Raw genomic sequence first — 22217 nt, 5'->3', positions numbered from 1 at the left:
GCTTATCGATCATGCTCAAACACTGGCCACCCCTCAATGCCCTCAGGGGCTTCGAGGCCGCTGCGCGGCTTGGCAGCTTCCACAAGGCTGCCGAGGCCCTCAACCTCACTCAATCGGCGATCAGCCAGCAAATCCGCAGCCTGGAAACCTACCTGGAACAACCCTTGTTCCATCGCAGCGGCCGCAGTGTGAGCCTGACTGATGCCGGGCACGATCTGCTCAGTACCACCCAGTCGCTGCTGCAGCACCTGGCCGTGGGCATCCGCCGCCTCGAGCAGTACCGCAAGCCCAATCAGTTGGTGGTCAACACCAGCCCGGCCTTTGCCCGGCACTGGCTGCTGCCGCGGCTGGCCGACTTTCATCAGCGCTGCCCGGAGGTCGACCTGTGGCTGTTCACCAGTTTCGAGGTGCCGGACATGGCGACCGAGACCATCGACCTTGCCATCCGCGACGACCTGAGCGCCCAGGCCGAATGCAGTTTCAGCGTGTTGCACCAGGACACGTTGTACCCGGCCTGCCACCCTTCTCTGGTGTCTTCGACGGCACGCACTACCTTGCACGGTGAGCGGGAAATGGACTGGAGCCATTGGCAACTGGAGGGCGGTGAAGACGTGGGGCAGCAGGGCAAGGGGCTTAACTTCTCCGACCCGGGGTTGCTGTTGGATGCCGCCTGTGAAGGGCTGGGTATCGCGCTGGTCAGCCAGCTGCTGGCCCGGCGGGCGGTGGCGCAGGGGCGCTTGCAAGCGCTATCGCAACAGCAGGTGCGGGGGCCAGCGTGGGCCTGCCTGGTGCACCGCGACAGCCAGGACGATCCATTGGCGCAGCGGTTTTTGCAGTGGTTGCAAGGCCAGCTGACGCAGCAAGCGCCGTTTTGAATCCCCTCAAACACCCCGTAAGATGTGTCCGATAACCTGCGGGGGTAGTCTCACCCTCTGATCAATCGGAATCGCCCGTGGCGGCGCTTCCCTGGCATAAACCTGACGAGGTACAGACATTGGCCATCATTCATCCTAAGGTCCGCGGTTTCATCTGCACCACGACCCACCCGAAGGGCTGCGAGCTCAACGTCCGTGACCAGATCGAAGCCACCCGCAAGCTGGGCGTGCGCGAGGATGGCCCGAAGAAGGTCCTGGTGATCGGTGCTTCCAGCGGCTACGGCCTGGCAGCGCGCATTACCGCAGCGTTCGGCTTCAAGGCCGACACCCTGGGCGTGTTCTTCGAAAAACCAGGTACCGAGACCAAGGCCGGTACCGCTGGCTGGTACAACTCTGCCGCGTTCGACAAGTTCGCCAAGGCCGAGGGCCTGTACAGCAAGTCGATCAACGGTGACGCCTTCTCCGATGAAGCCCGTGCCAAGGTCATCGAGCTGATCAAGAACGAAATGGGCGGCAAGGTCGACCTGGTCATCTACTCCCTGGCGTCCCCGGTGCGCAAGCTGCCGCAGACCGGTGAAGTGATCCGTTCGGCGCTCAAGCCAATTGGCCAACCGTACAAGTCGACCGCCATCGACACCAACAAGGACACCATCATCGAGGCCAGCATCGAGCCGGCTACCGAGCAGGAAATCGCTGACACCGTCACCGTCATGGGTGGCCAGGACTGGCAGCTGTGGATCGATGCCCTGGCCGGTGCCGACGTGCTGGCCGAAGGCGCCCGCACCGTGGCCTTCAGCTACATCGGCAGCGACATCACCTGGCCGATCTACTGGCACGGCGCGCTGGGCCAGGCCAAGCAGGACCTGGACGACACCGCACTGCGCCTGGACCAGAAACTGGCCCGCGAAGTCAAAGGCGGCGCCAACGTGGCCGTGCTGAAGTCGGTGGTCACCCAGGCCAGCTCGGCCATTCCGGTGATGCCGCTGTACCTGTCGATGGTCTTCAAGATCATGCAGGAGAAAGGCGTGCACGAAGGTACCCAGGACCAACTGGACCGCATGTACCGTGATCGCCTGTACCGCGCCGATGGCGCTGCGGCTGAGGTCGACGAGAAAGGCCGCCTGCGCCTGGACGACTGGGAACTGCGTGACGACGTACAGACCGCCTGCAAGGCGCTGTGGCCGCAAGTCACCACCGAGAACCTGTTCGAGCTGACCGACTATGCCGGTTACAAGAAGCAGTTCCTCAACCTGTTCGGCTTCGAGCGCGCTGACGTCAACTACGACGAAGACGTGGCTACCGACGTACAGTTCGACTGCATTGAGCTGTAAGCAAGGCTGAAAAAAGTCGGGGGCTGTACCGGCCTCTTCGCGGGGCAAGCCCGCACAGGATATCCACTGAGCCAAAGAGCCGTGGAGACCTGTGGGAGCGGGCTTGCCCCGCGAAGAGGCCGGCACAGCCCCCGATTTTTTTGCTAGCGTTGGCGCACAACAACAGGATGTGCGCCATGAGCAGCCTCACCCAACCCGCCACCGCCTTTCGCCACACCGCAGCCGACGGCTACAGCCTCGGCGGCTTCTGCTGGCGCCACGCCCAGGCCAATCCCCAGCGCCCGCTAGTGATCATCAACGCCGCCACTTCGGTGCGTTGCCGCTACTACGCGCGTTTTGCCGACTACCTGTTTGCCCAGGGCTGCGATGTACTCACCTACGATTACCGCGGCATCGGCGAATCTCGGCCGCCAACACTGCGTGGTTTTCAGGCGTCCTGGAGCGACTGGGGGCAGTTGGACTTCGAAGCCATGCTGACACACGCCGAACAGGCATTCCCCGGCCAGCCCATCGACGTGGTGGGGCACAGCTTTGGCGGTTGTGCAGTGGGGTTGGCGCCGTCTGCTGGCCGGGTCAGGCGGGTAGTGATGGTGGGCGCGCAGTTCGCCTACTGGCGCGATTATGCGGCCGATCAGCGTTGGCGGCTGTTCGGCAAATGGCATGTGGTGATGCCCTTGCTGACCCACGCCTTCGGCTACTTCCCCGGCAAGCGCCTGGGCTGGATGGAGGACACCCCGGCGGGCGTGGTGCATGACTGGACTACCCGTACGCCACGCTACGAGCACCGGCCAAGCGGGCGCAGCTTGGAGAGGGTGCCGTTTGCGCACGTCCGGGCGGCGACGCTGGCGATCAGCCTCACCGATGACCCATTCGGCACCGTGGCGGCGACAGAGCGGTTGCTAGGGTATTTGCAGGGGGCAGAGCGTCAGCACCTGCGCATTGCGCCTGTGGATATCTCGGTCGAGGAAATAGGCCATTTCGCGTTTTTCCATGACCGCTTCCGCGAGCGCTTGTGGCCGATTGCGCTGGCGTGGCTGCAGCGCGGTGAGTTGCCGGGGCAGGTGGCCGGGAAGATCATCGAATGATGTTGAGATTTTTGGGGCCGCACAGCGGCCCCAGCAATCTCAACCCTTGCGCGAAAGCGGCTGCGCGGTAAATTTCACACCCGCCAGGCCATGCTCGATCAGCGCCCGGATATTGCCATGGTCACTGCCCTCTGGCGTGGCCACGACATCGCGATAATGCTCACCAAAGGCCAACAGGGCCTCTTCATCGCTCAAGCCTTCCAGCAGGGCCAGGCCCAGGGTCTTGCACGAGCCTTCGTTCTGCCCAGCGGCGTTTTCCACACCGCCGTTGTTGAAGGCCTGCGGCTGGTAGCTGTAGTGGGCGGTGATAAAGGCCAAGGTGTCGGCAAAGACGTGTTCGCCGCTGGCCAGGCTGGCGCGCAGGGTGTTCAGATCAGTCACGAGGTTTTCCTTTTTCGAACGCCGCTTGTTGTTCGGCGCTGGCTTCTTTCTGGTGTTGGGCTTTCCACTCGGCGTAGGGCATGCCGTACACCGCTTCGCGGGCGTCATCCAGGCTCAGGTCGACCTGGCGCTCGTCGGCCGCGGCCTTGTACCACTTGGACAGGCAGTTACGGCAGAAACCGGACAGGTTCATCAGGTCGATGTTCTGCACGTCGGTGCGTTTCTGCAGGTGTTCGACCAGGCGCCGGAACGCGGCGGCTTCGAGCTCGAGCTGTTGTTGCGGGGTCATGGGCTTCTCTCAGGTCATGCGATTCTTCAGGTGGCGGCCACCGTTGATGACCACCTGGCTACCGGTACTGTACTGGCTTTCGAGCAGGTATTGGACCGTCTCGATCAGCGGGCCGGCGCCGGGTTCGAATTCCAGCAGGGCCTTTTTCAAGGTCTGCTGGCGGTAGGCTTCATCGCCCCCTTCCTTGAGGATCAGCAGCCCAGGCAGGATACCGTTGACGTGCACCTTGGGCGCATATTTTTCGGCGAACGACAGCACCATGTTCTGCAGCGCGGCTTTGGTGGCGGCGTAGCCGATGTGGCTCTTGCTGCCACGCGAAGAGGTTTCGTCGCAGATGTGGATGATGTCGGCCTTGCCCACGCTGCCGGCCTTGCCGAGCATCTCGCCCAGGGCCAGGTTGAGGTGGTAGGGCGCTTCGACGTGCAGGCGGAACATGGTGTCGAGGTTGGCCAGGCCATCGTCGAGCCACAGCGATGCGTTGTGAATGATCGCGCGCAAGCCGTCGTAGTTGCCTTGCAGGTAGTCGATAAGCGCCTGGCGGTCGGCGGCCAGGCACAGGTCAGCCTGGAACTGCACGATGTTGGGGTGTGCGGACTGCGGCTGGAGGCTGCGGCTGGCACTGATCACGGTATGGCCGGCTTGGGCCAGGTCGAGGGCAAGGGCCAGCCCGACGCGCTGGCTGGCTCCGGTAACGAGAATTGGGCTGTTCATGTTCGGGGCGGTCAACTTGTCTGTCCTTTCGTTGCCGCCCAGCATACCCGAACTGTTTCCCTCTTGTAGACCAGCCCTCAGCGGCTGCGCAGCGCTGCAGGGGTGGGCGCGGCAGGGTTCAGCCAGCCGGCCAGCAAGCGGGTGGAGAGGGGGATGAACAGGTAGACCATCACTGGCGTCAGGGCCAGCGTACTGAGCATCACGCGGGGTACCAGGTCGAGGCCTGCCAGCCAATGGCCGAACAACAGGTTGAACAGCAATGACACGGGGAAAAAAGCCAGCCAGATGGCGACGGCCTGCTTCCAGCGCGGCGGTTTTTGCACTGTATGGGTGCCAAACCAGTCATCGATACCACTGACACGCGCTTCTTTGGGGCGCTCGAACAGCCCGTTGCCGCGTTGCAGCCAGGCCTTGCGCGAAGCGGAGTGCTCCCAGGCGTGCAGGGTAGGTTCGTCGCTGAAGCGGAAGATGATCTGGAATTCATCGCTGTCTTGCGGTGGTGCGAGGATGCCGGAGCCGAGGTAGCCGGGGAAGTCGGTGGCCAGTTGCTCGCCTTCATGGAGCCAGGTCAGCAGGTCCTGGTAGCGGCCGTGGGCGGCGCGGCGCGACACCATCAGGGTGACGGGTGGGGTAGACATCGTGTATCTCCTGGCGACGGGGCTGGCGGGTAGCTGGCCCCTTGGCTGCGTCGCCCGGGGTGGTGGGCGACGCCAGCGTGCATGCAAGAATCGGGCGCGAATTATCGCGATATTGCAGTGTTCGGCAAGTGTTGGCTGGCAAACGGTTGTTAACCGGCGGCCTATGCTGTCGTAGTAACATGCAGGTTCAACTTCGGCACACAGGGTACAAAGTGCAGATGAACAAACAGGGACGTAGCTCGGCAGTCGATGCGGGCCTGGAACACCAGGAGCTGTTCCCGATACGGGAAGTCTCCCGACTGACAGGCGTGAACCCGGTCACCTTACGCGCCTGGGAGCGTCGCTACGGCCTCATTCAGCCAACCCGCACCGACAGTGGCCATCGTCTGTACTCCCAGGCTGATATCGACGATATCCGCAGCATTCTGGGCTGGCTGGAGCGCGGCGTGGCGGTGAGCAAGGTGGGCAGCATCCTGGTGCGGTGCCAGGCGCAGGTGCAGCAGAGCAGCGACCTGATGGACGTGCGCCTGGCCTGGCAGCAGCAGATTCTCGAGGCGGTGCAACGCTTCGACAGCGCGAGCCTTCACCGTTTGTTCGATCAGGTGTTCGCTGGCCATACCCTGGATCAAGTGTTCGGCGACATCTTCATGCCGGTGTGGCACGACCTGGCAGCAGGCCAGGGTGGTTACGGTCCGCGGGCGTTTGGGCAGGCCAGCGCATGGCTGTTTCTGGATCATTTCTTGCGCGGGCGAGTGTTCGTGCGTCTTCAACTGGCGCGCATGGCCCGCAGCCGCACGGTGTTGCTGGCGCCCTTGCCGGGGCCGTGTCACGAACTGGAGCTGCTGGTAACCGCCTTGTTGCTGGGCAGTGACGAGGTGGGGGTAAGCTTGTTGGCGCCTGGGCAACCCCTGCAGGAGCTGACGCTGGTCTGCGAGCGACTCAAGCCTGATGCCTTGGTGTTGTTCTCCAACCAGGCGCCGACCGTGGAATTGAGCAAACGCCTCGAGCGCTTGGTGGTTGGCCTTGAATGCCCGTTATTGCTTGCCGGTGAAGTGGCCGAGCTGGCCCAGGACAGCCTGGCAGGCAGCCCGGTGGCCTGCCTGGGGGCAGAGAGCAGCGTGATGCGTCAGCGGTTGCGGCAGTTTCTGGCCGGTCAGCTCGACACCTGACTGTGCAGCTCTGGGTGCGCTTGACGATGGGCTTGCAGGATATAGCCGCGCAGGCGCTCGATTTCTTCGACCGGGCTGCGGCTTAAATCGTAGGCCGCAAGGTCAGGGCCAATGCGTCGGCGCAGCACCCCGTGCAGCTCGATGGGGGCAATGCCGGCCGGTGCGAAATGCAACTCGAAACGTGCAGGTGCTTGCGCCAGGTCGCGGATCTCGACCAGCGCGCCCTTGAACGAAATTTCGCGAACCCACAGGCCGCTCGGCTGATCGTGTGTATCCAGTAACGCGCTTGGTTGGTCCATGGACAAGCGCCATGGGCGTAGCATAGGGCCGTCTTCGTAGATTTCCGGTGAGCCCAGCTGCAGGTGCAGGGCATGGAACTCGTCTTCCACCAGTTGCAGCGGAAAGCTGATCTGCTGGTTGTTGAACTGCGCCTGCAAGGTTACCTGCTCGTTGGCCACCAAACGGGTGAGCAAGGTCTGGATCCGACGGTCGCCATTGACCAGCAGGCTGGACATCGAGTCAGCCAGGTTCAGCTGTGGCGAATGCTGCATGTTCTGTATGAAATCCAGCTCGTCCTGGGTCAGGAGCGCATCTGCTTGCATGATCGAACTCGGAGGTGGCGATTTCTTCAACGGGATTGACCGTGCGTAGCGCGTTTGGTTCAGGAGCGTAGGTCGTTTTTCGGACGTGCGCACATTTCGGCCAGTTCGCGTTCCAGCTCGACCTGGCGGCTGACGTCCTTCTGGATACCGATGAAGTAGGTGCGTTGGTCGGCGTCACTCTTAACCGGTGTGATCGACAACTCGTTCCAGAACGCGCTGCCGTCTTTGCGGTAGTTGCGCAGCACCTCTCGGCATGGCCGGCCTTCGGCCAAGGCTTTACGAATGCGCGCACGGCCGAGCTGGTCGCGGTCGCTGCCCTGCAGGAAGCGGCAATCCTGATAAAGAATGTCGTCACGGGTATAGCCGGTCAGGCGTTCGAAGGCAGCGTTCACGTAGATCAGGATGGTGTCTTCGCCTTCCTGTTCGGCGACCACGATCCCGTCGTTGGACGCATCGACCATGGATTGCAGCAGTTGCGCGTTGATCATGTTCGGGCCATTGGGCGAAGAGGGAGGGGGGCTGGTACTTAGGTAGGGGCGGCCTTTTGCCAGCGTTGAATGCTAGTATCCTACGTTTTCACTCAGTTTCGGAATCCTCTTCCCGATGAAAGTCGCCATTATTTCCGGGTCGGTGTACGGCACCGCCGAAGAAGTCGCCCGTCATGCCGAATCGTTGCTCAAGGCCGCAGGTTTTGAGGCCTGGCATGCTGTACGTGCCACCCTGCAGGACCTTGAAGGTTTTGCACCGCAGGCTTTTCTCGCGGTGACTTCGACCACCGGCATGGGCGAGCTGCCGGACAACCTCATGCCGCTGTACAGCACCCTTCGCGACACCTTGCCCGCCGCCTGGCGTGGCTTGCCGGGCGCGGTGATTGCGTTGGGCGACGCCAGTTATGGCGATACCTATTGCGGCGGCGGCGAGCAGATGCGTGAGTTGTTCGCTGAGTTGGGGGTACGTGAAGTGCAGCCGATGCTGCGCCTGGATGCCAGCGAAACGGTGACCCCGGAAGCCGATGCCGAACCGTGGTTGGCAGAATTTGCCCAGGCGCTGAAGGCCTGACGCCTGTAGGAGCGGCGCAAGGCCGCTCCTACCGCTTCAGCGCTGCACCTCACGCTCACGCAACAACGCCAGCCACGCCTGCGCCGCCCGTGACAGGTACGCCCCCCGCCGCCAGATGAATGCGATATCCCAACGCAGGTCTTCCGGCGACTGCAGTGGCAAGCGCACCACCCCAGGGCGCTCCAGCGCCTTTGCCACAACACGGGGCAGCAACACCACGCCTTGGCCGGCTGCCACCAACGCCACCAGGAAGTCGGCCTGGCCACTGCGCCCGCCTTCTTTCGGGGTAAAACCCTGCTGCTGGCAGGCCTTGAGCAGCCGGTCATTAAGCACGAAGCTGCGCTGATACAGCAGAAAAGGCGTATCGGCCAGTTGCCGCAAATGCACGCCAGCCTCACCCGCCAGCGCATGCCCGGCCGGCAGCAGGGCATCGAGTGGCTCGTTGCAAAATGGCTGGAACGCGAACGCTTCGTCACTGGGCGTCAGGCTGCCACCGAGCTCCAGCTCGCCGCTGCGCACCGCCTGCTCGACGCTGCGGCTGCCGCCTTCGAGCAATTGAATCGAGATGTTGGGGTAGCGTCGCCGGTATTCAGCGAACAGGCCGGCGAACAAGGCGTCACTGCCCAGTATCGGCAAGCCCAGGCGCAATTCGCCGCGTGCCATCTGGCCGAGGTCATCCAGTTCGCTGAGCAATGCCTGGCGCTGGCGCAACAACGCTTCGCCGCGCTCTAGCACGATGCGCCCGGCGGCGGTCAGGTGCAGCTGCGAGGCCTGCCGCTCAAGCAGCGGCTGGCCTACATCTTGCTCCAGCTGAGCCACTTGCTTGCTCACCGCCGACTGGCTGATGTGCAGGGTCTGCGCCGCTTGGGTAAAGCCCCCGCGGTGCACCACTTCGATGAAGCTGCGCAGTTGTTTGAATTCCATGGTCGCAATTCCGTTTTGGAATGCTGATCAGTCTAACAATTCGCTTCTGGCCTAGGCAGGCAAATCTTAAAATGAGGGCCTGTCGAGGAAGCACCCCCATGAAACCCGCGTTAGTGAAAAAAGCCCTGCGCCTGCTCGTCGAGCTGGCGATCCTGTTTGCCCTGTTCCTGCTCGGTGGCCAGCTGGCTGTGTGGCTCGGCTGGCCCATCCCCGGTGGCGTGATGGGGCTGGCGCTGCTTCTGCTGCTGTTCGCCAGCGGTGTGGTCAAGCCGGCCACGTTGCAGCTGGGCGCCGGCTGGCTGATGGCGGAAATGCTGCTGTTCTTCATTCCTGCGCTGATGAGCCTGCTCGATTACGGCACCCTGGTGCGCGAGGAAGGCTGGCGCATCCTGCTGGTGATTGCCGTGAGCACGCTGATGGTCATGGTGGTGACTGCGCTCACCGTCGAACTGGTGTGCCGCTGGAGGCTGCGCCATGAGCCTTGAACCCATGCCGCTGTTCTGGCTGGCGCTGACCCTGCTGGCCTACCTGGGCAGCCGCTGGCTGTACCGGCGCAGCGGGCGCTACCTGCTGTCGCCGCTGATCCTGGTCCCTGCGCTGCTGCTGACGGTGGCCGTGCCGTTGCACACCGCTTATGCCGAGTATGCGCGCAACACCCATTGGCTGATGGGCGTGCTGGGCCCGGTGACCGTGGCATTCGCGGTGCCCATCTGGCAGCAGCGGGCTATGTTGGCGCGCCACTGGCCGGCATTGCTGATGGGCATGCTGGCCGGCAGCACCGCTTCGATCGCCAGCTCCTGGGGGCTGGCTCACCTGTTGGCGCTGGACAATGCGATCAGCCTGTCGCTGGTGCCGCGCTCGATCACCACGCCGTTCGCCATGCCGCTGGCCCACGACCTCGGCGGCGTGCCGGAACTGACCGCGGTATTCGTGATGTTCACCGGGGTATTGGGCGCGATGTTCGGCGGGGTGCTGCTGCGTTGGTTGCCCTTGCGCACACCCTTGGCGCGGGGTGCGTTGTTCGGGGTCGGGGCGCATGGTGCTGGGGTCAGCAGGGCCCAGGAAGTGGGCCGCGAAGAAGGCTCCGTGGCCGGCTTGGTCATGGTCCTGACCGGGCTGCTGAACCTGTTCGCCGCACCGCTGCTGGCCATGCTCCTCTGACCGTTCGTGCCACTGACTCGCAAGGTCATCAAGCTGGCTGGCAACGCAAGTTTCAGCCCATGGGCGGCTGGCTAGACTCTGCCTCGACATAGAGAGCACATGTAAGTGCCGAGGTGACATGCAATGAGCGCAGCCTTGCCCTATTCCGTCAACACAACTCCACCGGGACCGATCTGATGCCTTTGGCCGAGATTCCATTGTGCGTCTGGCGTACCCGGGGACAGAGTTTTACCTTCCGGGGCCAGAGCATCCGCTACTGGACCGCAGGGCAAGGAGAGCCCCTGCTTCTGTTACATGGCTTCCCCACTGCCAGTTGGGACTGGCACTACCTGTGGGCGCCGCTGGCCCAGCGTTTTCGGCTGATCGCCTGCGACATGCTGGGCTTTGGCGACTCCGCCAAACCGGTCAATCACGCTTACAGCCTGATGGAACAGGCCGACTTGCAGCAAGCGTTGCTCGCCCACCTCAAGGTCAACCAGCCTGTGCACCTGATGGCCCATGACTATGGCGGCAGCGTGGCCCAGGAGCTGCTGGCACGGCACCACGAACAGCGCGCGAACATCGCCAGCTGCGTGTTTCTCAACAGTGGGCTGTTCCCCGAAAGCTGCCGCATGCTGCTGATCCAGAAGCTGCTGCTCAGCCGCCTGGGCTGGTTGGTAGGGCGCTCGTTCGGGCGTGACGACCTGGTGCGCAACGTGACCCAGGTTTATGGCCCCTGCACCCACCCCAGTGAAAGCGCACTGGACGATTGCTGGAGCCTGATCGCCGCCAACCGCGGCACGCGCATTTTGCACAAGCTGGCCAGCTACTGGCCGGAGCGCACCCTGCACCGCGAGCGGTGGGTGGGGGCGTTGCAACGTGAAGGGGTGCCCTTGCGCTTCATCAACGGTGTGGTCGACCCGGTTTCCGGTGCGCGCATGGTCGAGCGTTACCGGCAACTGGTGCCGGAGCCCGATACCGTGCAACTGCAGGGTATTGGCCATTACCCGCATACCGAAGCACCGGTGCAGGTGTTGCGGCATTACCTGGCCTTTCGTGAGCAGCCGCTGAGTTTTTTGCAGTGCATGGCATGAGTTTTCAGCGCCTATGAGATCGAGCGCCGCCTGCGCGGCGCTTTATCTCATAGGCGCTAAAAATCCACCTCCATATCCCTGGCGGCCCTAACGCTATCACCTAACAAACACCAGGCAAAAAAAAGGCCGCTGCAATCGCAGCGGCCAATCGAGACGTTAGATCAAGGAGCTTCAAAATCTACGTCGGTGAACCTCGCAGGCCTGAAGGGCGGGGGGGGAGTGCCCTTCATGCCGGCCAGTGAGTTAAGAATAAGCGCTTGATCCTGTAGGAAAAATAGCCGCTTACGACATTCACCTTTACGTTTCGGGCAACAGTGCCCATCCCGCTCACCCTTCAGCCGCGTACCCCATCCGCCAGCTGGTATCGCGCGCTGCAGCCAGCAGCCGCTGCGCCGCAGGCCCGTGCTCGTCGGCATGGAAAATCGACGTCGGGCCGACCACAGTCATCACCGCAGCGATCTGCCCCAGGGCATTGAATACCGGTGCAGACAGCGCATCCACACCCGGCATCAACAGGCCATGCACATGGTGCAGGCCACGTTCACGGATCCCCTCCAGCACGGCCGCATAATCGCTGGCGCTGTGCTGCAGCGCTGCCAGCTCCCGGTCGCGCAGCTCGTCAGTTTCGCGCGCCGGCAGGTAGGCGGCGAACACCAGGCCGGTGGACGAACTGAGCAGCGGCAGCACCGACCCGATCTGGGTCACCACCGTGACTGCCCGCACCGCAGGCTCGATGCTGACCACGGTCGCGCCCTGATTGCCCCAAACGGCAATGAAGCAGCTCTCGTTCAACTCATCGCGCAGCTGCGACAACGGCAGCGCCGCAATCTTCAGCACATCGATGCTGCCCAATGCCGCCAACCCCACGCGCAACGCCTCGCGCCCCAGGCCATAGTGGTTGGTGGCCGCATCCTGTTCGGCAAAGCCGCTGGCAATGAGCGCCTGCAGGTAGCGGTGCACCTTGCTGGCCGGCATCTGCACATGCTCCGCCAGGCGTGACAGGGACGTGGAGGGGGAGAGTTCGGCGAGTGCCTTGAGGATATCGGTGCCGACTTCCGCCGAGCGGACCTTCTGCTTGCCGTTATCGGTGGGTGAGCTGGCTTTGGCCATGGGCATAGGTATCCGGATTCGTCGAGTCGCGCCTTTATAGCTTGACGCCTTGCCCGTAGCAAATTACGTTATTCGTAATCTGATTACGATAAAAACAATGCAGACGTGCTGCCACCCCAGCAGCCAGCTGCCAGCAACGGCTCTGCCAGAGCCCGGAGGCATCGATGAACCGCGACACGTCCCCCGACCTTCACTACCTGAGCGGCTTCGGCAACGAGTTCGCCAGCGAAGCACTGCCAGGTGCATTGCCGGTCGGGCAGAATTCGCCGCAGAAAGCCCCCTACGGCTTGTATGCCGAACTGCTTTCGGGCACGGCGTTCACCATGACCCGCAGTGAGTTGCGCCGCACCTGGCTGTACCGCATCCGCCCGTCTGCACTGCACCCACGCTTCGAGCGCCTGGCACGTCAGCCGCTGAGTGGGCCGCTGGGCGCCGTCACCCCAAACCGCCTGCGCTGGAACCCGCAGCCCATCCCTGCCGAGCCCACCGATTTCATCGAAGGCTGGGTGCCGATGGTGGCCAACGCGCCCGCAGATAAACCGGCGGGCGTGAGCATCTACATCTACAGTGCCAACCGCTCCATGGAGCGGGTGTTCTTCAATGCCGACGGTGAACTGCTGCTGGTGCCGGAACAGGGACGCCTGCGCATCGCTACCGAGCTTGGGGTCATGGACGTCGAGCCGCTGGAAATCGCAGTGATCCCACGGGGCATGAAGTTTCGCGTCGAGCTGCTCGATGGCCAGGCGCGTGGCTACCTGGCTGAAAACCACGGCGCGCCGCTGCGCATTCCGGACCTCGGGCCCATCGGCAGCAACGGCCTGGCCAACCCGCGTGACTTCCTCACGCCGGTGGCGCATTACGAAGAAGCCGAGGGCCCGGTGCAACTGGTGCAGAAGTTCCTCGGCGAACACTGGGCCTGCGAGTTGCAGCATTCGCCGCTGGACGTGGTCGCCTGGCATGGCAGCAACGTGCCCTACAAATACGACCTGCGCCGCTTCAACACCATCGGCACGGTCAGCTTCGACCACCCGGACCCGTCCATCTTCACCGTGCTGACGTCGCCCACCAGCGTGCATGGCCTGGCCAACATGGACTTCGTGATCTTCCCGCCGCGCTGGATGGTGGCCGAGAACACCTTCCGTCCGCCATGGTTCCACCGCAACCTGATGAACGAGTTCATGGGCCTGATCCAGGGTGCCTACGATGCCAAGGCCGAGGGTTTCCTGCCGGGCGGCGCTTCGCTGCACGGGGTGATGAGCGCCCATGGTCCCGACGCCGAGACTTGCGACAAGGCCATCGCCGCCGACCTCGCGCCGCACAAGATCGACAACACCATGGCCTTCATGTTCGAGACCAGCCAAGTGCTGCGCCCGAGCCGCCATGCGCTCGAATGCCCGCAATTGCAGGCCGACTACGATAGTTGCTGGGCCACCTTGCCGAGCACCTTCAACCCGAACCGGAGATAACCCATGAACCAGACCGCCATTACCCGTAGCTGGGTCGAGCATGCCAACGGGCACAGCGATTTCCCGCTGCAGAACCTGCCGTTGGGCATCTTCAGCCGGCCGGGTGAAGCGCTGCGCTGCGGCGTGGCCATCGGCGATGCCATCCTTGACCTGGAAGCGGTGCTCGCTGCGGGCTTGTTCGACGGCGAGGCCAAGGCTGCGGTGGAGGCTACCCGTGGTGGTGCGCTGAACGCCTTCTTCGCCCTCGGCCGTGGCGCCCGTGTCGCCCTGCGTGAGCGCCTGCTGGCGCTGCTCGGCGAACACAGCGAACACCAGTCGGCGCTGAAAGCCGCGCTTTACCCCGCCGCGGATTGCCAACTGCATGTGCCCGCCAAGATCGGGGACTACACCGACTTCTATGTCGGCATCGAACACGCCAAGAACGTCGGCAAGCTGTTCCGCCCGGACAACCCGCTGCTGCCCAACTACAAGCATGTGCCGATCGGTTACCACGGTCGCGCTTCGACTATTCGCCCCTCCGGTACCGATGTGCGCCGCCCCAAAGGCCAAACCCTGCCGGCTGGGCACACCGAGCCAAGCTTCGGGCCCTGCGCGCGCCTGGACTACGAGCTGGAGCTGGGTATCTGGATTGGCCAGGGTAACGACATGGGCGAGTCGATCCCGGTGGGTGATGCCGCCGAGCACGTCGCCGGCTTCTGCCTGCTCAACGACTGGTCGGCGCGTGATATCCAGGCCTGGGAATACCAGCCACTGGGGCCGTTTTTGTCCAAGAGTTTCATTACCAGCATTTCGCCCTGGGTGGTGACGGCTGAGGCCCTGGAGCCGTTCCGCACTGCGCAGCCAGCGCGCCCGCAAGGCGATCCGCAGCCGCTGTCCTACCTGATGGATGCACGCGACCAGGCCAAGGGTGCGTTCGATATCGAACTGGAAGTGCTGCTGCTCACCGAGCGCATGCGCGAGCAAGGCATTGCGGCTCACCGGCTGACCCTGAGCAACACCCGCAGCATGTACTGGACCGTGGCGCAGATGGTTGCCCACCACAGCGTCAACGGTTGCCAGCTGCAACCGGGCGACCTGTTCGGTTCGGGCACGCTGTCGGGAGCAACGCCGGGCTCTTTTGGCAGCCTGCTAGAGATCACCGAGGGCGGCAAGCAGCCGGTGGAACTGGCCAGCGGCGAGGTGCGCAAGTTCCTCGAAGACGGCGACGAAATCATCCTGCGTGCCCGTTGCACGCGTGATGGCGTTGCCAGCATCGGCTTCGGCGAATGCCGCGGCAAAGTTATCGCAGCCAACTGAGGGGGCAGGGGTATGGAGCTGTACACCTACTACCGTTCCACCTCGTCCTACCGGGTGCGCATCGCGCTGGCGCTGAAGGGGCTGGGTTACCAGTCCTTGCCGGTCAACCTGCTCAAGGGCGAGCAGCGCGGTGCGGACTATGTTGCTGTGAACCCGCAGGGCCGTGTACCGGCCTTGCGCACCGACAGCGGTGCGCTGTTGGTGCAGTCACCGGCAATCATCGAGTACCTGGAAGAGGTTTATCCACACCCTGCGCTGCTGCCGGACACGGCCGAGGCGCGAGCCAAGGTGCGTGGTGTGGCAGCGATCATCGGCTGCGACATCCACCCGTTGCACAACGTCAGCGTGCTCAACCTGCTGCGCCAGGCAGGGCAGGACGAGCCTCAGGTCAACCAGTGGATCGCGCACTGGATCGGCCAAGGGCTGTCGGCGGTCGAGCAACTGATCGGCGACCACGGCTTCTGCTTTGGCGACACGCCGGGCTTGGCGGATGTCTACTTGCTGCCGCAGGTGTACGCTGCCGAGCGGTTCAACATCGACTTGGGCGGTTACCCGCGCATTCGTCGGGTCGCCGCCCTGGCAGCCCAGCACCCGGCGTTCATCCAGGCGCATCCTTCGCAGCAGCCGGATACCCCGGCTCAGTGAATCGAACGGTTCACCGTCGGGAGTTTGCCGATCCGCTCGGAAAGCTTCAGGCGCTGAACCGGGTCTTCTGTCAGTAGCAGGGCATGCTCCAGGTCGTAGCGTTCGGCCTGCGGGCAATCCAGAAACTGGTAGAGCGATGCGCGGGTGGTGTAGTCGCTGACCTGCACCGGGCCCAGCTGCATCACGCGTTCGGCGTCGATCAACGCAGCCAGGTGGTTGTCGTTGCTGATGTGCAATTGGCGCAGGTTGCGTGACAGGCGTTGCAGCATTTGCCGAGGGCTGGCCGTGCGCATGTGCTCCGCACTCAGCGGCACGTGTGGGCCGAACTGGCGGGCGAGCAGGTCGCGGCAATCGCTGGGGTACAAGCGCCTGCCGCCGCAAGGGTCGAGCAGGTGGTCGGCGCCGGGCACGCGCAGCAGGAAATGGCCGGGAAATGCAACGCCTTCCAGCGGGATCGACAGCCGCCCAGCCAGTTCCAGGGCCAGGATGGCCAAGGTCAATGGCTGGCCACGGCGGCGCTGCAGCACTTTGTCCATCATCGCCGCGTGCGGCCGCAACGGGTGATATTCATCTTGTTGAAAGCCCAGTGCATTGAGTTGGCGCAGCAGCGGCTGGGCCAGTTCGCACAGGGGCAGCATCGGCAGGTTGGCGCTGATCTCACGGTGCAGGTCGTGCAGCAGGGCAAGGCTGTTCGCGGGCTCGACACTTCGGTCGTGCTCGGCGGCCATCCACAATGCGGCTTCCAGCAGGGCGACAGGCTCGCGTTCCAGGCAGGCCAAGCAGGCTTGACGTGTCTTCATGGGGCTTCTCCACACACGTTTAACTATTAGCTGTGGCGTGCGGTTTCGTCCAGTGGTCTGACCGAGGCTCCCCGCACTTGGGCCTGCCTATACTGATAGGAGCACCTCGCTGGGGAGCCCGTCGATGTTCGCGCTAATGCAAAGCACCCGTACCCAATCGCTGCACCTGTTCATCGACCCGCCAACGGGGCTGAAGGCGGTGGTGGCGATCCACAGCGAGCAGCTGGGCCCCGCCATGGGCGGTTGTCGCTACCTGCCTTACGCCGATGACGAGAGCGCCATGGTCGACGCGATCCGCTTGGCCCAGGGCATGAGCTACAAGGCCGCGCTGGCCGGTTTGGCCTTGGGCGGCGGCAAGGCTGTGATCATGCGCAACCCCCATGTGGAAAACCGCGCTGCGCTGTTCGAGGCATTCGGCCGTTTCGTCGACACCTTGCAGGGGCGCTTCATCACGGCTGTGGACAGCGGTACCTCGACGGTGGATATGGACTGCATCGCGCAGAGCACGCCGCATGTGACCAGCACAACAGCCTCGGGGGACCCTTCGCCCCATGCCGCCATGGGCGTGTTCGCCGGCATCCGCGCCACGTCGAAAGCACGGCTGGGCAGTAACAACCTGGAAGGCTTGCGTGTGGCCGTACAAGGGCTGGGCAACGTTGGCTATGCCTTGGCCGAGCAACTGCACGCGGCGGGTGCAGAGCTGTTGGTGAGCGACCTGGACCCCGGGCGGGTGAGGTTGGCGGTCGAGCAGTTCAGTGCCCACCCGGTGACCAACGATGCCTTGATCAGCACCCCCTGCGACATCTTCGCCCCGTGTGGCGTAGGGCCTGTGCTAAACGGGCAGAGCGTGATGCAGCTGCGCTGTGCGGCGGTGGCGGGGGCGGCGAACAACCAGCTGACCACCCTGCAGGTTGCCGACCAGTTGGAATCGCGCGGGATACTGTATGCGCCCGACTATGTGATCAATGCCGGTGGGCTGATCTACGTAGCATTGACCCATCGGGGCGAAGACCTGGGGACCATCACCGCGCACCTGGCGCGCATTCCTACGCGGCTCACCGAAGTGTTTGGCCATGCCCAGGCAGAGAAGCGCTCGCCGGCGCGGGTGGCGCAGATGCTGGCAGAGCGGCTGCTCTACGGCTAAGCCTGACGCTTCCCCTGTAGGAGCAGCCTTGTGCTGCGAAAGGGCCGGTATGGCTAGCATTAATTGTTCGACTTCAAGGGCCTCTTCGCAGCCCAAGGCTGCTCTTACTGGGCTTGGCCTTCGAGCAACTCTGCCAACGCATCTGGCTGGCTCTTGAACGCCCGGGCGAACACGTCGCGGTTCTTGGCCATGTAAATACCGGCTTCCTCGACCTGTTGCTCGGTCAGCGATGGCACCGCCTTGTGCAGCACTTCTGCCAGGCGCTCGGCCAGTTCGAGCATTTTGTCGTGACGATCTGCTTCGGCCTTATCCATGAACAAGCGCTCCGGGTCGCGGCTGCTGCGGTACACCACTTCGACGGCCATTCATCACCTCTATGCCTTTTTGCTGGTTGGGTTGCGTTTTACTGTATCTTTATACAGTAATGGCATTGGGCATCGTTGCGCAACCAGAATCTTCCGGCAAAAGCGTAGCCCACAGGTGCCTTGCGGCAATCGGTCGCCTTCCAAGGCGAGGGCCTGGCCCTTTAACTGCATGGCACAAGCGTCACACAGGTGACGCATCATCCTTCATGGCGTATCGGGGAATGGGACAATCGTGAACATCAAATGGGCTGAAAAGCTGCGCAAGGGCCTGCACGGCTCGGCCGACTCGCTGGGCAACCTGTGCGTCGAGGCATTCCATTATCTGGCGCTGTTCGGCATTGGCGCCATCACCGCCTACGCGGCGGTGATGACCTTCCTGGACATGCTCGGCAAGGGCGGGGTCAGTGTCGATGACATCCTGCTGCTGTTCATCTACCTGGAGCTGGGGGCCATGGTCGGGATCTACTTCAAGACCAACCACATGCCCATCCGCTTTTTGCTGTACGTGGCGATCACCGCACTGACGCGCCTGCTGATCGGCGATGTCTCGCACCACAAGGCGCCGGACGAGGGGCTGTTGTACCTGTGCGGTGGCATCCTGTTGCTGGCGTTCTCGATCCTGGTGGTGCGCTACGCGTCGTACCGCTACCCCTCGACCAAGGTGCTGGATGCCAATGGCAAGGAAGTGGACGAGGGCAAGTAGCCCTCAGTTGGCCACGAAATGACGCGGTGCATGCTGCGCATCGCGGGTGAGTGCGGCGAGCACTTGCATCGGGTTCTGGCTCAGTTCGATGGCCAGGCCCAGGCGGATGCTGTCGATCACCCGCTGCAAGCGCACCGGGTCGTTGCGCTGGGCCTGGCTGATCAGGCGCTTGGCGACCACGCCAGCGTCGTCGGCAAGGGTGAGCATGATGCTGCCATCCAAGTCGACGATGCTCAGGTTGACCCGGTACTCGGGGGCGAAGGCGGCGCTGATCTGTGCGAAGGGGTTGTACATGGTCATGCGTTCTGCAGCGATTGAGTGCAGGGGTTGACCGGCATGAGCGCGCGTTGGTTCAGCGCCGTTGATCGACAGAAACGAAAACGCCCGGCACTAGGCCGGGCGTTTTGTTACCACCCTCAGGCGTCGGGGTCACTTAGCTCCAGCACGCCGCGCTTGCTGCGCAACTTGCCGTAGAAGTGTTCAAGCGCGTGGTTGAGCTTGGTGGCGGCGCCATCGACCGCCTGGTCCAGCGAGGTGGCGGTGTGGGTCACGGAAATCGGCTGGTGGCCTTTCGGGCGAGCCTCCATTTGGCAACGTTTGTCATGCGGTCCGGGTTTGGCGCCGTTCTCGTCACGCAGGTGCACCTCGATGCGGGTGAGGTCGTCCTCGTAACGTTCCAGTGAGCTTTCCAGCGTACTGCGGACCCACTCGTCGAGCCGGGCGTTACCTTCGATATGGTTGCTGCTGTTGACCTGGATTTGCATGATTCAATCCTTATTCAGCTTGCTCGCATGGAGGCGTGCCTAGGCCCTTGAGACCCTTGGAATTTCTGCGCCTCTTGACTCTAAGGTCAGGCAACGGCGGAATGATTTCAAGCCCTTTTTGAAAATAAATTTCTTGTTGCAACTGCAAGGCGAGGGCCGCGCAGCGACCCCCGGGTTTCGTCAGAAGGCTACCGAGGTCTGCACGTAGAGGGTCCGTGGTTCACCCACATACTTACCCTTGTTGTTGTCGTCGAACGAACGCGTGTAGTACTCGCGGTTGAACAGGTTCTTCACGCCTACCGCCACCTTCAGGTTCGACAGCTGCGGGCCAAAGTCATACCCGGCGCGGGTGCTGACCAGCATGTAGCCTGGGATACGCCCGGTACTGCCATCGGCACTTTCCTGGCCGGTATTGGCGTTGTCGGCATACTGGCTGCTCTGGAAACTGCTATCCAGGTCCAACTGCCACGGGCCTTCGGTGTAGCCGACGCCCAAGGTGCCCTTGTGCCGTGAAGAGAACGGCACCTGATTGCCCTTGTTCGGGCCGTCTTCGCGAATGGTGGCATCGACGAACGCGTAGCTGGCATGCACGTCGAAGCCGGCCAGTGCCGGGCTCAGGCCGTCGAGGGCATAGCGGATGCTGGTCTCGATGCCTTGGTGACGGGTCTCACCGCGTGCAATCACCGAATCGTTGGTCTGGTTGCTTTCATACTGGTTGTCGAAGTTGATCAGAAACGCGCCGATCTCCGCTTGCACGTCGCCATTGTCGTAGCGGGTGCCGACTTCCCAGGTGCGTGCTTTTTCGGGTTTTACTTCACCGCTGCTGACGCGGTTGGGCATCTGGCTGTACTGCACGCTGCCGAACGAACCCTCGGTGTTGGCATAGAGGTTCCAGCGGTCGGTGAGGTGGTACATCACGTTCAACGCCGGCAACGCGGTGTTGTAGCTGCCCTGGTAACGCTGGCCATTGAGCGTGTTGCTCTGTTCGGAGTCGATCATCTCGTAGCGTACGCCCGGGGTGATGGTCCAGCGGCCGATGTCGATACGGTCGTCCAGGTAGATGGCGTGGGCTTCGGTGCTGCCGCGGGTATCGCGGTCGTTGCGGCTGGCAGTGGTCGGCAGGTCGCCGTTGACCGGTTCGCGGAAGCGCAATTCGTGGCCGGCTTCGTTGACATAGCGGTAGCCGATGCCCAGTTCGTGCCAGCTGTCACCCAGCGCAACGCCTTGGGAGAACCGGGTTTCGATACCGCGCACCCAGTATTCGCGCGGCGACAGCGAAACGAAGCTGCCCTGGTCGAGGTAGCCACTGCGCAGGGTTTTGGTGAAGAAGCTGTTGACGCTGAACTGGCGGTCGTCCTGCTTGTAGTCGTAGCCGACGTTGACCAGCGTGCGACGGCCCCAGAACTTGTCCTTCAGGCGCGTCGACTGGTACGGGTCGGCATCGAAATCGGCGGTGCTCAGGCCGCCGGGCATGTCGGCTTCGCCTTCGTAGTATTGGGCCATGGCGTGCAGGCTGTTGGCCTCATCCAGTTGCAGCTTGCCCTTGAGGATCAGGTCATCGATCTGCGTGTCGCTGTGCTCGCGCCAGTCGCCGCCACGGGTGCCAGAGTAGAGCAGGGCGCCGCCCAGGCCGTTGGCATTGGTGCCGCCGACCAGCAGGTTGGCGCTGTTCTTGAAACCGTCGTGGCTCGAGGACGGGCTGATCTGGTTTTGCATGGCGGCCTTGAAGGTGGCCTCTTCAGGGATCGCACGGGTCACGAAGTTGACGATGCCGCCGACGTTCTGCGGGCCATAGCGCACCGCGCCGCCGCCGCGCACCACGTCCACGGCATCCATGTTGCCCATGCTGATCGGCGCCAGTGACAACTGAGGCTGCCCGTACGGCGCGAACGGCACTGGGATGCCGTCCATCAGCACGGTGGAGCGCGACGCCAGGCGTGGGTTGAGGCCGCGGATACCAAAGTTCAGCGCCAGGTCGTGGCTGCCGGTGCCGTTGTTGTCTGGCGCATTCACCCCAGGGATGCGGTTGAGCACTTCGCGCGCGGTGGTGGCGCCGCTGCGTTCGAAGGCTTCACGGCGCACGACGTCGCGGGCGCCGGGGTGTTCGAAGACGTTGTCTTGCTGGGCTTCAGCCAACCAGTCGCCGACCACCGTTGAGGCCCCTAGCTCTACGGCGGCGCTGGTGCTGGCGGCACTCAGCGGCTGCAGGCTGAAGGCGTTGTCGGTTTCTTGCCGGGCTTGCAGGCCACTGCCGCGCAGCAGCGCGTCGAGGCCCTGGCGCACGTCGTACTGGCCGTCCAGGCCTGGGGTGTTCATGCCTTGGGTCAGTTGCGAACCAAACGAAATCAATGCGCCGCTCTCGCGACCGAACTGGTTGAGGGCGTCTTCAAGGGAGCCGGCGGCGATGTGGTAAGTGCGCGCTTCGGCGTGGGCCGCGGGGCTGGCGAGGCCGAGGGTGGTGGCGAGCAGCAGGGCGTGGACGAGGGGGCTGGTGCGCAACGGCATGGGTGAGGTCCTGAGAGAAGGGGTTTGCCTTGTCTGTCACGCGAACGTTGGGAAATGGCTCAGGTGAATGCAAAAAATCTGCGGCTGCTGTGCAGCCTATGGCCGGCAAGCCCACGGCTGT

26 protein-coding genes are annotated in these 22217 nt (G+C 63.3%); 13 read left to right on the top strand and 13 right to left on the bottom strand.

Going from position 1 to position 22217, the window contains the following annotated elements; genetic code table 11:
- The first annotated feature begins 11 nt into the window (after positions 1 to 11).
- The 3 genes from MFF34_RS01125 to MFF34_RS01115 all read left to right on the top strand — a co-directional run bounded on the left by MFF34_RS01125 (position 12) and on the right by MFF34_RS01115 (position 3291).
- Entirely contained in the window at positions 12 to 875 is an 864-nt protein-coding gene (locus MFF34_RS01125; RefSeq protein WP_238209665.1) for a LysR family transcriptional regulator, read from the top strand.
- 119 nt (positions 876 to 994) lie between these two features.
- Positions 995 to 2206: an enoyl-ACP reductase FabV gene (gene fabV, locus MFF34_RS01120; protein WP_238209663.1), complete on the top strand. Its 1212-nt coding sequence runs from the start codon at positions 995 to 997 to the stop codon at positions 2204 to 2206.
- Positions 2207 to 2382: 176 nt separating this feature from the next.
- A complete protein-coding gene (locus MFF34_RS01115; protein WP_238209660.1) occupies positions 2383 to 3291 on the top strand; it encodes an alpha/beta fold hydrolase in 909 nt (302 codons plus the stop codon).
- A gap of 39 nt (positions 3292 to 3330) precedes the next feature.
- Here MFF34_RS01115 and MFF34_RS01110 read toward each other — a convergent pair whose 3' ends face one another.
- The 4 genes from MFF34_RS01110 to MFF34_RS01095 are packed head-to-tail and all read right to left on the bottom strand — an operon-like array spanning position 3331 to position 5310.
- Positions 3331 to 3672: a HopJ type III effector protein gene (locus tag MFF34_RS01110; RefSeq protein WP_238209658.1), complete on the bottom strand. Its 342-nt coding sequence runs from the start codon at positions 3670 to 3672 to the stop codon at positions 3331 to 3333.
- The gene (locus MFF34_RS01105; RefSeq protein ID WP_027595249.1) at positions 3665 to 3961 is read right to left on the bottom strand and encodes a DUF1244 domain-containing protein; all 297 of its coding nucleotides are present in this window, start codon (positions 3959 to 3961) and stop codon (positions 3665 to 3667) included. The genes MFF34_RS01110 and MFF34_RS01105 overlap by 8 nt, the downstream gene beginning before the upstream one ends.
- A gap of 9 nt (positions 3962 to 3970) precedes the next feature.
- A complete protein-coding gene (gene folM, locus MFF34_RS01100; RefSeq protein ID WP_238209656.1) occupies positions 3971 to 4717 on the bottom strand; it encodes a dihydromonapterin reductase in 747 nt (248 codons plus the stop codon).
- 32 nt (positions 4718 to 4749) lie between these two features.
- Entirely contained in the window at positions 4750 to 5310 is a 561-nt protein-coding gene (locus MFF34_RS01095; protein ID WP_099455299.1) for an antibiotic biosynthesis monooxygenase, read from the bottom strand.
- Between the two features lie 218 nt (positions 5311 to 5528).
- On the opposite strand from MFF34_RS01095, the gene MFF34_RS01090 reads away from it, so the two are divergent.
- Positions 5529 to 6479 (top strand): MerR family transcriptional regulator, encoded by a 951-nt coding sequence (locus MFF34_RS01090; protein WP_238209654.1) that lies wholly within the window; start codon positions 5529 to 5531, stop codon positions 6477 to 6479.
- Here the strand turns inward: MFF34_RS01090 and MFF34_RS01085 are convergent.
- Together MFF34_RS01085 and MFF34_RS01080 are read right to left on the bottom strand one after the other, a co-directional pair.
- Complete coding sequence (locus MFF34_RS01085; protein WP_027595253.1) at positions 6464 to 7081, bottom strand: hypothetical protein; 618 nt, start codon at positions 7079 to 7081, stop codon at positions 6464 to 6466. The genes MFF34_RS01090 and MFF34_RS01085 overlap by 16 nt on opposite strands.
- A gap of 59 nt (positions 7082 to 7140) precedes the next feature.
- Positions 7141 to 7569, bottom strand: coding sequence for a PAS domain S-box protein (locus MFF34_RS01080; RefSeq protein WP_027595254.1), 429 nt, complete (start codon positions 7567 to 7569; stop codon positions 7141 to 7143).
- 115 nt (positions 7570 to 7684) lie between these two features.
- Between MFF34_RS01080 and MFF34_RS01075 the strand changes: the two genes are divergently transcribed.
- Complete coding sequence (locus MFF34_RS01075; RefSeq protein WP_099430420.1) at positions 7685 to 8140, top strand: flavodoxin; 456 nt, start codon at positions 7685 to 7687, stop codon at positions 8138 to 8140.
- Positions 8141 to 8176: 36 nt separating this feature from the next.
- On the opposite strand, the gene MFF34_RS01070 is transcribed toward MFF34_RS01075, so the two are convergent.
- Complete coding sequence (locus tag MFF34_RS01070; RefSeq protein ID WP_238209652.1) at positions 8177 to 9064, bottom strand: LysR family transcriptional regulator; 888 nt, start codon at positions 9062 to 9064, stop codon at positions 8177 to 8179.
- Positions 9065 to 9162: 98 nt separating this feature from the next.
- On the opposite strand from MFF34_RS01070, the gene MFF34_RS01065 reads away from it, so the two are divergent.
- From MFF34_RS01065 to MFF34_RS01055, 3 genes are all read left to right on the top strand, one after another.
- The gene (locus tag MFF34_RS01065) at positions 9163 to 9549 is read left to right on the top strand and encodes a CidA/LrgA family protein (protein WP_186702479.1); all 387 of its coding nucleotides are present in this window, start codon (positions 9163 to 9165) and stop codon (positions 9547 to 9549) included.
- A complete protein-coding gene (locus MFF34_RS01060) occupies positions 9539 to 10225 on the top strand; it encodes an LrgB family protein (protein ID WP_238209650.1) in 687 nt (228 codons plus the stop codon). Before MFF34_RS01065 ends, MFF34_RS01060 begins: the two co-directional genes overlap by 11 nt.
- A gap of 176 nt (positions 10226 to 10401) precedes the next feature.
- Positions 10402 to 11298 (top strand): alpha/beta fold hydrolase, encoded by an 897-nt coding sequence (locus MFF34_RS01055; RefSeq protein WP_238209647.1) that lies wholly within the window; start codon positions 10402 to 10404, stop codon positions 11296 to 11298.
- Between the two features lie 327 nt (positions 11299 to 11625).
- On the opposite strand, the gene MFF34_RS01050 is transcribed toward MFF34_RS01055, so the two are convergent.
- A complete protein-coding gene (locus tag MFF34_RS01050; RefSeq protein WP_027595260.1) occupies positions 11626 to 12408 on the bottom strand; it encodes an IclR family transcriptional regulator in 783 nt (260 codons plus the stop codon).
- A 164-nt stretch (positions 12409 to 12572) separates the two neighbouring features.
- On the opposite strand from MFF34_RS01050, the gene hmgA reads away from it, so the two are divergent.
- From hmgA to maiA, 3 genes are read left to right on the top strand one after another with little or no spacing between them, the layout of a single operon-like run.
- Positions 12573 to 13874 (top strand): homogentisate 1,2-dioxygenase, encoded by a 1302-nt coding sequence (gene hmgA / locus MFF34_RS01045; RefSeq protein ID WP_085273948.1) that lies wholly within the window; start codon positions 12573 to 12575, stop codon positions 13872 to 13874.
- A gap of 3 nt (positions 13875 to 13877) precedes the next feature.
- Positions 13878 to 15170 (top strand): fumarylacetoacetase, encoded by a 1293-nt coding sequence (gene fahA, locus MFF34_RS01040; protein WP_238209646.1) that lies wholly within the window; start codon positions 13878 to 13880, stop codon positions 15168 to 15170.
- A 12-nt stretch (positions 15171 to 15182) separates the two neighbouring features.
- Positions 15183 to 15815: a maleylacetoacetate isomerase gene (gene maiA, locus MFF34_RS01035; RefSeq protein WP_085273950.1), complete on the top strand. Its 633-nt coding sequence runs from the start codon at positions 15183 to 15185 to the stop codon at positions 15813 to 15815.
- Here maiA and MFF34_RS01030 read toward each other — a convergent pair.
- Positions 15809 to 16615, bottom strand: a complete 807-nt coding sequence (locus MFF34_RS01030; RefSeq protein ID WP_238209644.1) for a SirB1 family protein — start codon at positions 16613 to 16615, stop codon at positions 15809 to 15811. The genes maiA and MFF34_RS01030 overlap by 7 nt on opposite strands.
- 124 nt (positions 16616 to 16739) lie before the next feature.
- On the opposite strand from MFF34_RS01030, the gene MFF34_RS01025 reads away from it, so the two are divergent.
- Positions 16740 to 17759 (top strand): Glu/Leu/Phe/Val dehydrogenase dimerization domain-containing protein, encoded by a 1020-nt coding sequence (locus MFF34_RS01025; protein ID WP_238209642.1) that lies wholly within the window; start codon positions 16740 to 16742, stop codon positions 17757 to 17759.
- Positions 17760 to 17863: 104 nt separating this feature from the next.
- Here MFF34_RS01025 and MFF34_RS01020 read toward each other — a convergent pair whose 3' ends face one another.
- Complete coding sequence (locus MFF34_RS01020) at positions 17864 to 18124, bottom strand: YebG family protein (protein ID WP_027595266.1); 261 nt, start codon at positions 18122 to 18124, stop codon at positions 17864 to 17866.
- Positions 18125 to 18356: 232 nt separating this feature from the next.
- On the opposite strand from MFF34_RS01020, the gene MFF34_RS01015 reads away from it, so the two are divergent.
- The gene (locus MFF34_RS01015; protein ID WP_027595267.1) at positions 18357 to 18827 is read left to right on the top strand and encodes a phosphate-starvation-inducible protein PsiE; all 471 of its coding nucleotides are present in this window, start codon (positions 18357 to 18359) and stop codon (positions 18825 to 18827) included.
- Between the two features lie 3 nt (positions 18828 to 18830).
- On the opposite strand, the gene MFF34_RS01010 is transcribed toward MFF34_RS01015, so the two are convergent.
- From MFF34_RS01010 to fecA, 3 genes are all read right to left on the bottom strand, one after another.
- On the bottom strand, positions 18831 to 19121 hold the full coding sequence (locus tag MFF34_RS01010) for a DUF3509 domain-containing protein (protein WP_238209634.1): 291 nt from the start codon (positions 19119 to 19121) through the stop codon (positions 18831 to 18833).
- A 122-nt stretch (positions 19122 to 19243) separates the two neighbouring features.
- Complete coding sequence (locus MFF34_RS01005) at positions 19244 to 19591, bottom strand: HPF/RaiA family ribosome-associated protein (RefSeq protein ID WP_027595269.1); 348 nt, start codon at positions 19589 to 19591, stop codon at positions 19244 to 19246.
- 180 nt (positions 19592 to 19771) lie between these two features.
- Positions 19772 to 22096: a TonB-dependent Fe(3+) dicitrate receptor FecA gene (fecA, locus tag MFF34_RS01000; protein WP_238209632.1), complete on the bottom strand. Its 2325-nt coding sequence runs from the start codon at positions 22094 to 22096 to the stop codon at positions 19772 to 19774.
- Positions 22097 to 22217 lie beyond the last annotated feature (121 nt).

This window comes from Pseudomonas sp. PAGU 2196, assembly GCF_022179005.1.
Lineage (GTDB): Bacteria > Pseudomonadota > Gammaproteobacteria > Pseudomonadales > Pseudomonadaceae > Aquipseudomonas > Aquipseudomonas kermanshahensis.
Note: the sequence above shows the minus strand (reverse complement) of the source record. Positions and strands in the feature narration are given on the sequence as shown.